The 12,230-nt window shown below is 64.0% G+C and carries 12 protein-coding genes; 8 read left to right on the top strand and 4 right to left on the bottom strand.

Translation table 11 applies throughout. The features are described 5' to 3' along the window. The first annotated feature begins 24 nt into the window (after positions 1-24). Positions 25-1,089 (top strand): phosphotransferase, encoded by a 1,065-nt coding sequence (locus tag AC0L23_RS08250; protein WP_094183356.1) that lies wholly within the window; start codon positions 25-27, stop codon positions 1,087-1,089. Between the two features lie 38 nt (positions 1,090-1,127). On the opposite strand, the gene AC0L23_RS08245 is transcribed toward AC0L23_RS08250, so the two are convergent. The 3 genes from AC0L23_RS08245 to AC0L23_RS08235 are packed head-to-tail and all read right to left on the bottom strand — an operon-like array spanning position 1,128 to position 4,336. Continuing rightward, positions 1,128-2,684, bottom strand: a complete 1,557-nt coding sequence (locus AC0L23_RS08245; RefSeq protein ID WP_018455907.1) for an MDR family MFS transporter — start codon at positions 2,682-2,684, stop codon at positions 1,128-1,130. 4 nt (positions 2,685-2,688) lie between these two features. Beyond that, a complete protein-coding gene (locus AC0L23_RS08240) occupies positions 2,689-3,861 on the bottom strand; it encodes an HlyD family secretion protein (RefSeq protein ID WP_085349773.1) in 1,173 nt (390 codons plus the stop codon). After that, positions 3,854-4,336 carry a MarR family winged helix-turn-helix transcriptional regulator gene (locus AC0L23_RS08235; protein ID WP_026233050.1) on the bottom strand — a complete coding sequence of 161 codons (483 nt, stop codon included), beginning with the start codon at positions 4,334-4,336 and terminating at the stop codon, positions 3,854-3,856. The genes AC0L23_RS08240 and AC0L23_RS08235 overlap by 8 nt, the downstream gene beginning before the upstream one ends. A 157-nt stretch (positions 4,337-4,493) precedes the next feature. On the opposite strand from AC0L23_RS08235, the gene AC0L23_RS08230 reads away from it, so the two are divergent. From AC0L23_RS08230 to AC0L23_RS08200, 7 genes are all read left to right on the top strand, one after another. Beyond that, positions 4,494-4,988: a Fur family transcriptional regulator gene (locus tag AC0L23_RS08230; protein WP_085349774.1), complete on the top strand. Its 495-nt coding sequence runs from the start codon at positions 4,494-4,496 to the stop codon at positions 4,986-4,988. Between the two features lie 35 nt (positions 4,989-5,023). Beyond that, positions 5,024-5,977: a DMT family transporter gene (locus AC0L23_RS08225; RefSeq protein WP_007615962.1), complete on the top strand. Its 954-nt coding sequence runs from the start codon at positions 5,024-5,026 to the stop codon at positions 5,975-5,977. Between the two features lie 12 nt (positions 5,978-5,989). After that, positions 5,990-7,273, top strand: coding sequence for a flavodoxin-dependent (E)-4-hydroxy-3-methylbut-2-enyl-diphosphate synthase (gene ispG / locus AC0L23_RS08220; protein ID WP_473356812.1), 1,284 nt, complete (start codon positions 5,990-5,992; stop codon positions 7,271-7,273). 147 nt (positions 7,274-7,420) lie between these two features. Then, positions 7,421-8,317 carry a TauD/TfdA dioxygenase family protein gene (locus AC0L23_RS08215; RefSeq protein ID WP_085361938.1) on the top strand — a complete coding sequence of 299 codons (897 nt, stop codon included), beginning with the start codon at positions 7,421-7,423 and terminating at the stop codon, positions 8,315-8,317. An 86-nt stretch (positions 8,318-8,403) separates the two neighbouring features. After that, a complete protein-coding gene (locus tag AC0L23_RS08210) occupies positions 8,404-9,555 on the top strand; it encodes a Rieske 2Fe-2S domain-containing protein (protein ID WP_240543369.1) in 1,152 nt (383 codons plus the stop codon). After that, positions 9,534-9,740, top strand: a complete 207-nt coding sequence (locus tag AC0L23_RS08205; protein ID WP_240543368.1) for a hypothetical protein — start codon at positions 9,534-9,536, stop codon at positions 9,738-9,740. The genes AC0L23_RS08210 and AC0L23_RS08205 overlap by 22 nt, the downstream gene beginning before the upstream one ends. Positions 9,741-9,743: 3 nt before the next feature. Further along, positions 9,744-10,565, top strand: a complete 822-nt coding sequence (locus AC0L23_RS08200; RefSeq protein ID WP_018455915.1) for an N-acetylmuramoyl-L-alanine amidase — start codon at positions 9,744-9,746, stop codon at positions 10,563-10,565. A 26-nt stretch (positions 10,566-10,591) separates the two neighbouring features. On the opposite strand, the gene AC0L23_RS08195 is transcribed toward AC0L23_RS08200, so the two are convergent. After that, complete coding sequence (locus AC0L23_RS08195) at positions 10,592-12,199, bottom strand: Na+/H+ antiporter (RefSeq protein WP_085385517.1); 1,608 nt, start codon at positions 12,197-12,199, stop codon at positions 10,592-10,594. Positions 12,200-12,230: the final 31 nt, after the last annotated feature.

The raw sequence follows: 12,230 nt of genomic DNA, 5'->3' as shown, positions 1-12,230 counted from the left end.
CAACGCGACGGGGGTCGGGCGCGCATGAAAGATACACGGTTGCCGGCGGTGGCGGACGCGGCAAATCTAACCGCGGCGCTGCGCAAGGCTGGCGCACTGGACGCCGGTGCCGTGCGCGAGGTCAAGGTCCTGCATGAGCGCGATACGGTCGTGTCGCATATCACCCGACTCGGCCTGCGCTATGTCGGGGAATCCGCCGGCTCGCCGCAGTCACTGATTCTCAAGACGCCCCATGCCGCGTTTGCCAAGCCGCTGGCGAATGCCGGTCGCCATGAGGTGGCCTACTACACACAGCTTGCACCCAGAACGCCCGCGCTGCTGGTGCCGCGCTGCTTTGACGGGAATTTCGACGAGGAGAGCCTCGCCTGGCATCTCCTGCTTGAGGATCTCACTGATAGTCACGAGATAGCGACCCAATGGCCGCTGCCGCCATCGCGCGCTCAGGCGATGGCCATCGTCGCCGCGCTCGCGCGCTGGCACGCGGCGTGGTGGGACCATGCTGGTCTCGGCGAGACCGTCGGGGTCTGGGCGAGCACCGACGATACGGCGGGGCATATGGAAACGTTCGCATCCCATTACGACCGATTCGCTGATCAGCTCGGCGATCGTCTCAGTGAAGAGCGCCGCACGCTCTACCGCCGCTTCATCGATCGGTCCGACAGGATGTCACTGCGCTACCATTCGCATCGCCACCTCACCATCACCCATGGCGATGCCCACATCTGGAATTTTCTGCTGCCGCGCGCCGGCGTGTCCGACACTGTCCGCATCTTCGACTTCGACTTGTGGGACATCAACGTGCCGACTCACGACCTCGCCTACATGATGGCGCTGCAGTGGTATCCGGAACGCCGGCAGGCGTTCGAACGCCTTCTGCTCAATCATTACCACGACACGCTGATGGCGCACGGTGTCAGCGGCTATACGCGCGGCGCGCTCGACCAGGACTATCGGCGGTCGGTGCTGTGGCACATCACCAAGCCAGTCTGGCAGTGGAGCATCAACATCCCACCGGTGATCTGGTGGAATAATCTGGAGCGGGTGATGATGGCGGTCGAGGATCTGGGCTGCGAGGAGATTTTGGGGTAGAGGCGCGCAACATCATCGGTGTCGTCCCGGCGAAGGCATCACTCCATCACCGCATGTTCCGGCCCCGCCGCCTGCTTGCGCAGGGTGGCCTTGGTCGAGCCGATCAGCAGGGCGAGCGGGATGGTGCAGAGGATGAAGAACATCACCAGCTCGTAGTCGTGCGCGAAGGCGATGATCTGCGCCTGCACGCTGACCATGCGATCGGCCATGGCGCGACCGGCGTCGGTGGAGAGATTGATCATGCCGCTGACGCTGGGCATCTGGAGCGCATGGTTGAACGGGTTGATGTGTTCGGACAGGATCGCGTAGGTCCGCCGCGTGCCTTGTGTCAGCTGGGCGATGACGACGGAAATGCCCACCGAGCTCGCGACGTTGCGCATTAAGGTCAGCATCGCGGTGCCGTCGGTGCGCAGCTCATTCGACAAGGTCAGGAACGCCACCGTCGATAGCGGCACGAAGACGAGGCCGAAGCCGAAGCCCTGGATGACGCTGACGGTCACGATCTCCGGCACCTGGGTCAAATCGGTCCAGCCGGTCATCTGGAACAGCGAGCCCGCGGTCAGCGTCAGGCCGGTGATGATCAGTGTGCGGGCTTCGATGTAACGCATCATGCGGCCGACCAGCATCATGGCGAAGAAGGTGCCGAAGCCGCGGCTCGCCAGCAGCAGGCCCGCGGTGATGATGGGATAGCCGATCACGTTCTGCATATAGGGGGAGGCCAGCGCCATGGTCGAGAACAGCACGAGGCCCATCACGACCATGAACACGCAGCCGGTGACGAAATTGCGGTCCTTGAAGAGCCCGAAGCGGATGAACGGTGTCGAGGTCGTGAAGGAATGCGCGATGAAGAAGTAGAAGGCGACGGCCGAGACGATGAACTCCGCAAGGATCTCACCCGATTCGAGCCAGCCCAATTGCTCGCCGCGGTCGAGCGCGAGCTGAAGCGACCCGATCGCGACCGCCAGCGCCGCGAAGCCGAACCAGTCGAACTTGAGACTGAGATCCTTCCGGGTCTCGTCCATGAAGATGATCAGCCCGATCACGGTGATGGCGCCGAACGGCAAATTGACGAAGAACACCCAGTGCCAGGAATAAGTCTCGGTCAGCCAGGCGCCGAGCGAGGGACCCATGATCGGCCCCATCATCACGCCCATGCCCCAGATCGACATCGCCTTGGCGCGTTCCTGGAGCGTGTAATAGTCGAGCATCACCGATTGCGACAACGGCACCAGGGCCGCGCCGAACACGCCCTGCAGCAGGCGGAAAATCACCATCTGGTTGATGTCCTGCGCAAGCCCGCACAGCACCGATGCCATGGTGAAGCCGGCCGAGCAGATGATGAAGATGCGCTTGCGGCCGAAGCGGTTGGCGATCCAGCCCACCGGTGCCGTCATGATCGCGGCGGCGACGATGTAGGAGGTCAGCACCCAGTTGATCTGGTCCTGCGAAGCCGACAGCGTGCCCTGCATGTAGGGCAGGGCGACGTTGGCGATGGTGGTGTCCAGCGCCTGCATGATGGTTGCCGTCATGGCGCAGATCGTCACCATGTTCCGGCGCAGGCCGGGGACCATAAGGGCGGGATTGGACTCCGCCATAGGATTAGTCCTCCTGATCTTTGTCTTGGCTCGCGGTCGCCGACAGGCCGAGCAGACCGGCGAGCGAGCGCTGGTGGCCGGTGTCGATGGTGGCGTAAACGCTCATGCCGGCCTTCAGCTTGCGTACGTATTTGTCGGTCTCGTCGAAATAGATGCGGATCGGCACGCGCTGCACCACCTTGACGAAATTGCCGCTGGCGTTCTGCGGCGGCAGGATCGCGAATTGCGCGCCGGTGCCGGGCGAGAGCGAGCCGATCTTGCCCTTGAAGGTATGGTTCGGGAACGCGTCGACCTCGAGCGTGACCGGCTGTCCTTCGGTGACGTAGGTGAGGTCGCTCTCCTTCGGATTGGCGTCGACCCAGGGATGGGCCACGTCGATGATGGAGAACACCGGCGTGCCGGCGGCGACGTAGCGGCCGAGCTGGATCTGTTCGACCTGTGTTGCCACGCCATCCATCGGCGCGCGCAGCACGGTGTGGTCGAGGTTGCGCTGGGCATCGTCCAGCTTGGCTTTCGCTTGCGCGTAGGCGGGGAATTGCTCCAGCGGCAACTCGGGATTCCCCAGCAATTGGGTCTTGGCATTGGAGAGTTGCTGCTTGATGTATTGCGCCTGCGCGCCGGCGGTAACCAGTGCATTGGACGCGTTGTCGAGATCGAGCTGCGAGCCGTAATTGTTCTTCACCAGCGACTGCTTGCGTTCGACGTCGCGCTGCTTCAGGTCCATGCCCTGCTGGGCAAGATTGAGCATGTCACCGTAGATCTTGATGTTGGCAACAAGATTGTCATAGGTGATGCGGGCTTGGGCGAGTTGCGCTTTGGCTTCTTCCAACGCATGACGGAACGGAGCGGGGTCGATCTCGAACAACTCGTCGCCGTGCTTGACGACCTGACCTTCCTTGACGACGACCTTCTGGATTTTGCCGGAGATATCAGGGGTCACCAGCACTTTCTGCGCGCCGACATAGGCGTCATCAGTGCCGACGTAACGGCCGCCATTGAGATAGAAGGTGAAGCCGGCAACCGCGACGACGAGCGGCAGCACAACCAGGAGCAGCACGCGGCGATAGCGGCGCAGGCCCGCCACCAGGCGGCGGCGCGGATCGGTGCCGGCTTTCTTGGTGGGCTTGCCGCCGTCGATTTTCTGCTCGGGCTGGAACTTGAGAACCTGATCAGCCATAGCGTTGCTCCTTACGCGCTTGTTCCGCTCCGCTGCTCTGGATCGCGGACCGCACGTTTTCCTTGATTGTTTCGAGTTGGGTGAGGAGGCGATGGGCGTCCGCCGGAGTGATGCCGTCGAGCGCGTTGGCCGTGAGCTCGGACTTCAGCCCGCTCATCCGCCCGAGCAACTGCCGCCCGGCCTTCTTCAGGTACAGCCGCTTGACGCGGCGATCCGAAGGATCGTTGCGTCGCTCGATCCAGTCGCTGTCACAGAGTTTATCGATCAGGCGCGTCAGCGTGATCGGCTGCACCTCGAGAAGCTCGGCAAGCTCCGACTGCTTCATGCCTTCGCTGCGCTCGACCTTGGCCAGCACCGCCCATTGCGCGCGGGTGATGCCGAAGCGCGAGGCTTCCTTGTCGGCATAGACCCGGAGCAGGCGGTAGAGCTCGGCGAGTGTAAACAGGAAATTCTGGTCCACGGGTCCGGGGCTCATGAGCTTGGTCTCCAATAAGCTTGGAATATAATAAGCAAGCTTATGATTATTTCACGGCGGGTTTGCGGGACGCTGTCCCGCAGGCCGAGCATGGCTGCTGGCCGCATCGCCGGTCCTGCTTTGGGTTCCCCTTTCGAAATGCTAGAACGCCGATCGCATGACCCTTGCAAGACCGGCATTTCCCGCGCCCGACCACGATCACGGCCGCTGCACCGCGGATGCGCTGGCGCATGCCGAGGCCGTCTGCGGAGAGCGCGCGCAGAAATTCACGCCTATACGCCGCCATGTGCTGGGGGCGCTGCTCTCGAGCCACCGGCCGCTCGGCGCCTATGAGGTGATCGACGAGCTGGCGAAATCGATGCAGCGGCCGGCGCCGATCACGGTCTATCGTGCTCTCGATTTCCTGATGGCCAACGGCCTCGTGCACCGGATCGAAAGCCGCAACGCCTATCTCGCCTGCGCCGCTCACGACCACGACGCGATCTCGGCGGTGACGTTCCTGATCTGCGAGCGCTGCGGCCTGGTCGGTGAGATTCCGTCGGCATCCTTCGCCAAGGACCTCAACGCCGCCGCGCGCAGCTCAGGCTTCGCTCCCAAATTGTCGGTGGTGGAAATCACGGGCGTTTGTGCGCATTGTCAGAAAGCCGCATAGAGCAACAACGGCGCAAAGCCGGTTTTTAGGAAGAAATGTCCTCACCTCAAGCCATACCGTCCGCCGGTCGTCCCCTCAGTGCCGGCGCCATCGCCCTGATGCTCATGCTGTGCCTGACCTGGGGGTTCAACCAGATCGCCGTGAAGCTGGTGCTGCCGGACATTCCGCCGATGCTTCAGGCCACGTTCCGCTCGATGGGCGCGCTGCCGGTGCTGTTCATCATCGGCAGCTTGCGCGGCGTTAAATTCTTCGAGCGCGACGGCACCTGGAAGCCCGGCGTCATCGCCGGACTGATGTTCGGCATCGAGTTCGTGCTGATCTTCCAGGGCCTGCGGTTCACACCAGCATCGCGGGCGGTCGTGTTCCTCTACACCGCGCCGTTCTTCGTCGCGCTCGGCTCCTACCAGGTGCTCGGCGAGCGACTTGGTGGGACGCAATGGCTGGGGCTCGCCATCAGCTTTGCCGGTGTCGCGCTCGCGATCGGCGTGCCGCAGCCCAACGTCGATTCGCATGTCCTGCTCGGCGATCTCATGATCGTCGGCGGCGCCGCGCTGTGGGCGGCGACCACGCTAGTTGCCAAGGGCACGCGGCTGCGCTTCGCGGCGCCCGAGAAGGCTCTGGGCTATCAGGTCGCGACCTCGATCCCGATCCTGGGGCTGGCCGCCTGGCTGTTCGGGGAGACCATCCCCCACACGCCGTCGCCGCTGTCGCTGGGCCTGATGGCCTTCCAGGCGATCTGGGTCGTGGGAACCACGTTCACGCTTTGGTTCGCGCTGGTGAAGACCTATTCGGCCAGCAAATTGTCGGCTTTTACCTTCATCACCCCTTTGTTTGGCGTGGTGGGTAGCTATTTCATCATGCACGACACGCTGAACCTGACATTCGGGGCTGCCGCCGTCCTTGTCATTGCTGGGCTTTTTCTGGTTAACCGTCCCAGTCAATCCGCTGCGGCGCCGCGCGATGCATTGCTGAACGTCACCAAAACCTGATATTTGGACGCCATGAACAAGCTCGAAAAAACCATCGATTCCGACGTCGCGGGCCCCGCGCCCCGGCACAAGACTACCCAGGTCAAGGTCGGCGACGTTGCCGTCGGCGGCGGTGCCCCGATCGTCGTGCAGTCAATGACCAACACCGACACCGCCGATATCGACGGCACCATTGCCCAGGTCGCAGCGCTCGCCCGCGCCGGCTCCGACATGGTCCGCATCACCGTGGACCGCGAGGAGGCCGCCGCTGCCGTCCCGCACATCCGCGACGGCCTGCTCAAGCGCGGCATCACCACGCCGCTGATCGGCGACTTTCACTATATCGGCCACAAGCTGCTCGCCGCCTATCCGGCCTGCGCCGAGGCGCTCGCCAAATATCGCATCAATCCCGGCAATGTCGGCTTCAAGGACAAGCGCGACACCCAGTTCGCCGACATCATCGAGATCGCCAACAAGAACAACAAGCCGGTGCGCATCGGCGCCAATTGGGGCTCGCTCGACCAGGAGCTCTTGACCAAGCTGATGGACGAGAACGCCGCCTCCCCCGATCCGCGCGACGTGCGCGCGGTGACGCGCGAGGCCATGGTGCAATCCGCGCTGCTCTCGGCCGCGCGCGCCGAGGAACTCGGCATGCCGAAGAATCGCATCATCCTCTCGGCCAAAGTCTCGGCCGTGCAGGATCTGATCGCGGTCTATCAGGATCTCGCCAGCCGTTCCGACTACGCGATCCATCTCGGCCTGACCGAGGCCGGCATGGGCACCAAGGGCATCGTGGCGTCCTCGGCCGCGCTCGGCATCCTGTTGCAGCAGGGCATCGGCGACACCATCCGCATCTCGCTGACGCCGGAGCCCGGCGGCGACCGCACCCGCGAAGTGCAGGTCGGCCAGGAGCTCTTGCAGACCATGGGCTTCCGCACCTTCGTGCCGCTGGTTGCGGCGTGCCCCGGCTGCGGCCGCACCACCTCGACCACCTTCCAGGAGCTGGCCAGCTCGATCCAGGGGTTCATCCGCGACGAGATGCCGACCTGGAAGACGAAATATCCCGGCGTGGAAGAGCTCAACGTCGCGGTGATGGGCTGCATCGTCAACGGCCCCGGCGAATCCAAGCACGCCAATATCGGCATCTCGCTGCCGGGTACGGGCGAGGCGCCGGCTGCCCCGGTGTTCGTCGACGGCAAGAAGTTCCGCACCCTGCGCGGCCCGACCATCTCCGCGGACTTCAAAGCACTCGTGATCGACTACATCGAGCAGCGCTACGGCCAGGGCGCCAAGGTGCCGGTGACCGCGGCGGAATAGTTCTGCTCCAGATCAGGAATCGTAGGGCGGGTTAGCGAAAGCGTAACCCGCCTTATTTTTGTGGGCGCGAAGTGGCGGGTTACGCTTCGCTAAGCCGCCATACATTGCTACGATGCTCCCAAGCAAGAATGCATCGGGAGACACGCCATGAGCTCACTCGCCGGCAAGCAGGGCCCGCGCTATCGCCACGCGATGGACGACGGCGCGCCTTACGAGACCATCGCGGTCGAAAAGCTGACCCCGATCATCGGCGCGGAGATCTCCGGCGTCGACATCGGCAAACTTGTCTCCGACGATGCGCGCTCCAACCGGCAGATGGACGAGGTCCACCGCGCGCTTGCCGAAAACCTCGTCATCTTCTTCCGCGACCAGCACATCACGCCACAACAGCATCTCGCCTTCGGCCGCAAGTTCGGTGAGCTGCATTTCCATCCCGCCGCGCCGCATGAGGATGAAGACCCGGCCCTGATGAAGATCTATGCGGATGCGAATTCGCCGCGGGCCAATGGCGAGGGCTGGCATTCCGACGTGTCCTGCGATCACGAGCCGCCGATGGGCTCGATCCTCTACATCAAGCAGTGCCCGCCGCGCGGCGGCGACACGCTGTTCGCCAACATGTATGCGGCCTACGAGGCGCTGTCGGACCGGATGAAGGCCTATCTCGACGGGCTGACTGCGTTGCATGACGGCGAGCCGATCTATCGCGGGCTCTACGCCAATTACGGCGTCGCCGACCGCCCGTCCTATCCGAGTGCCGAGCATCCCGTGGTGCGCACGCATCCGGTCACCGGCAAGAAGGCGCTCTACGTCAACCGCGGCTTCACCCGCCACATCAACGGCATCCCGCGCGACGAGAGCGAGGCGATGCTTGCCTATCTCTACCAGCACGCCGAGAATCCGCTGTTCCAGTGCCGCTTTCGCTGGACAGAGAATGCCATCGCCTTCTGGGACAACCGCTGCACCCAGCACCGCGCGATGTGGGATTACTGGCCGCACACGCGCTCCGGCACGCGCGTGACGGTGAAGGGGGAGCGGCCGGTTTAACCGGCCTGCGCGCCGCGTTCCGCGTTGACGTCTTCCCGCGTCCGCGCCAATCTTGCCGGCAACAACGACCGTCGGGAGGATTTTCCATGCTCCGCGCCGAGGACAACAAATTCCTGACCGAGTCGGGCTCTGGTACGGGCATGGGCGAATTGTTGCGCCGGTTCTGGATTCCTGTGCTGCTGTCCGAAGAACTCCCTGAACCCGACGGCGAGCCGAAGAAGATCATCGTTCTCGGCGAGGAGCTGCTCGCCTTCCGCGATACGCGCGGCGTTGTCGGAATCATCGATCAATACTGCCCGCATCGCGGCGCCAATCTCTGGCTCGGGCGCAACGAGGAATGCGGCATCCGCTGTGTCTATCACGGCTGGAAGTTCGACACCGACGGCCGCTGCGTCGACATGCCGACGTCCTATCCCGACCTCAATGCCAAAGACCTCATCCGTATCAAATCCTATCCGGCGCGCGAATGGGGCGAGATGATCTGGGCCTATATGGGTCCCGCGGATGCGATGCCCGAGCTGCCCGATCTTGAAATGGCGCTGCTGCCGGCCTCGCACCGCTATGTCAGCAAGAAATGGCAGGACTGCAACTGGGTGCAGGCGTTGGAAGGCTCGATCGACACCGCGCATTTCACCTTCGCCCATCTCTCCTTCGACAAGGAGGAGAACGAGATCCTGGACATCAAGAAGCATTTCGTGAATCCGATCGCGCGGATGTCGAGCGATCACATGCGCTGGATCGCGGAGGATCCGCGTCCCGTGATCAAGATCGCGCCGCACGCGGCGGGCCTCACCATCGCCGGCGGGCGGCTCACCGGCGGCGACAACATCTACTGGCGCATTGCGCAGTTTCTGATGCCGTTCCACGCCTATGCCCCGAGCGCGATGCCGGGTGAGAACATCTTTGGGCAGACTTTCGTGCCCGTCACCGACACCAATTGCTGGATCTACACCTATGCCTGGAATCCGGAGCGGCCGCTGACGCAAGCCGAGCGCGACGTCTTTGACCGCGGCAACGGCGTGATCGCGGAGGTTGGCGACAATTACGTGCCGCTGCGCCACAAGGGCAACGACTATCTGATCGACCGCAAGCTGCAGAAGACCAGGAGCTACACCGGCATCAAGGGCGTCTCCGAACAGGATGCGGCCGTGCAGGACAGCCAGGGCCCGATCGCCGACGCACCCGCGAGCATCTCGGTCCGACCGATCTCGGTATCATGCATTTCCGGAAAGTCGTGATGGAGCTGGCGCGGGCGCTTCAGCAGGGCGAGCCGCCGCCGCAGGCCGCGCATCAGGATCGCTATGCCGTGCGCTCGGGCGCCTGCGTCACCAGCAAGGCCAAGGACCTTTCCGCGGTGATGCTGGAGCGTTTCGGTGACGTCACAGGCTTTGTCGGCCGGCCGCGAACAGCGGCAGCGGAGTAGTACTTGGGACAGCCGCGCAGCATCATCGCAAGTCTCGTCTCGACGCTGGTCGCGTCGATCTTGCTATGGTCGCTGGCGCCTGCAGACTCTGGTCATGCTGCTATCGCGCGGAAAATCGCGAAACCCAAGCCGCCGCACGCGCCGGTCAAGTGTGAGCTGTCGAAATTCCGGATCCTCGTGGATGTCGGGCACACCCCGGACTCCTACGGCGCGTTGAGCGCGCGCAACGACACGGAGTTCGGCTTCAACTTCCGGCTTGCAAGTCTGATTACGGCGAGGCTCAAGGCCGAAGGCTTTGCCGCGACCCGGTTGCTCGTCACGGACGGCAAGGCGCGGCCGAGCCTGTTCAAGCGCGTCAGCACCGCGAATGACGCCCGGGCCGATCTCTTCCTGTCGATCCATCACGATTCGGTGCCGGACAAGCTGCTCGGGAGCTGGGAGTTCGACGGCGCGAACAGCTATTTCAGCGACCGCTTTTCGGGCCACTCTCTGTTCGTGTCGCAGCGGAATCCGCACTTCGCCGCCAGCCTGATGCTGGCCCGGATGATCGGCAGGCAGCTGAAGCAGCAGGACCTGCACTATGCCAGCCAGTACACCCTGCCGGTGATGGGCCGCTACCGGCGCCAATTGCTCGACAAGGATGTCGGCGTCTACCGCTATGACGGGCTCGTTGTGCTCTCGCAGACCCGCAGCGCCGCAGTGCTGCTCGAAGCGGGCTCCATCATCAACCGCGACGAGGAGATGGCGATGAACTCCCCGGAGCGGCAGGAGATCATTGCGGGCGCCGTGGCGGTGGCGATGAGGGAATTTTGCGAGAGGCGGTAGTTCGCGCCCCTAGCAATGACGGGAATCTATAGCGGCCCTCCCCGGTACTCCCGGTTTGCCAAGCTTGCCTCCTCCAGGTCCAGATCGCGCTCGATCCGCCGCCGCGTCTCGTCGGTGATCTGGCCCTCGCGCAGCAGCTCGTGGATGAACTTGCGCTCGGTGGCGATCAGACCGCGGGTCAGGGCGGTGCCGGCGGCGGAGACGTCGTGGTGGGTGGGATCGAGCGAGTCCGGCAGCTGGTTGACCCGGATCTCGTGGCGGGCGCGCAGGAGCCGCATCACCTCGTCGGACACGTCCTTTTCCTCGGTCAGCGCGTCGAGCGACTTTAGCGCCGCGTCGAGGGCCTGGCGCCGTGCCGCGATCTCGGCCTCGTGCTCGGCGGCATGCTCGTTGCGACCGGCTTCCGCGACACCGAGCCAACGAACCACGGGGGGCAGCGTGAGGCCGACGCCGATCAGTGTGATGAAGATGACGCCGAACGCGACGAACAGGATCAGGTCGCGAAACGGGAAGGCCTCGCCGCCCGGCAGCGTGAACGGCAGCGCCAGTGCTGCCGCCAGCGACACCGCGCCGCGCACGCCGGTGAACGCAAGCACGAACGGCCATTGCCATGGTGGTGACGGATCGCGCGCACGCAGCGACTTGCTGAGCATTCGTGGCAGATAGGTCGCGGGATAGAGCCAGGCGAAGCGCGCGATCACGACCACCGCCAGCACCACGGCAGTCGCAATCATGATGTCGTCGAGCGGGAACGCCTTCGATTTCTCGTAGAGTGCGCGCATCTGGAATCCGGTGAGCAGGAACAGCAAGCCCTCGATCAGATAGATCACGAGGTCCCAGAAGAAGATGCCTTGCAGGCGCGTCGATGCCGAGATCAGCAGCGGGCCATTCCAGCTCACATAGAGGCCACAGGCGACGGTGGCGATCACGCCGGAGCCGCCGAGATGCTCGGGCAGCCAGTAGGACACGTAGGGCGTGATCAGCGACAGTGTCAGCTCGACCTGCGGGTCTCCCGACCATTTGCGGAACCGCAGGGAGAGCCAACCGACGCCGATGCCGAAGGCGATCTCGCCGGCGACGATGAGCAAGAACTCGCCGCCTGCCAGAGGCAGCGAGAATTGCCCGACCATGATTGCGGCGAGCGCGAAGCGGTAGAGGATCAGAGCGGTGGCATCATTCGCGAGCCCTTCGCCTTCGAGGATGACCATCAGCCTGCGCGGCAGATGCAGCCGGCGCGCGATCGCGAGCGGCGCCACCACGTCGGGCGGCGCGACGATGGCGCCGAGCAGGAAGCCGATCGTCCAGGGCAGGCCGATGAAATAATGCGTGGCGGTTGCGACCAACGCCGCGGTGAAGATCACCGCACCGACCGCCAGCAGCACGATCGGGCGAAGATTCTTTTTGAACTCGCGCCAGCTCATCGCGACGCTCGCCGAGTAGATCAGCGGCGGCAGCACCATCAGCAGCACCAGTTCCGGCGGCAGTTCGACCGCTGGCATGCCCGGCACGAAGGCAAGGCCGACACCTGAGAGCATCAGCAGAATGGCGGGCGCGATGTTGAAGCGGCGCGCGACAAGCGCGGTGCCCGCCAGCACGGCGAGCAGGATGAGAAAGGTCTGAAATTTCGCTTCCATGATGGTCTGTCTTCACCCGGAAGCGGCCGCA

The organism is Bradyrhizobium sp. MI1.4 (assembly GCF_055811315.1).
Note: the sequence above shows the minus strand (reverse complement) of the source record. Positions and strands in the feature narration are given on the sequence as shown.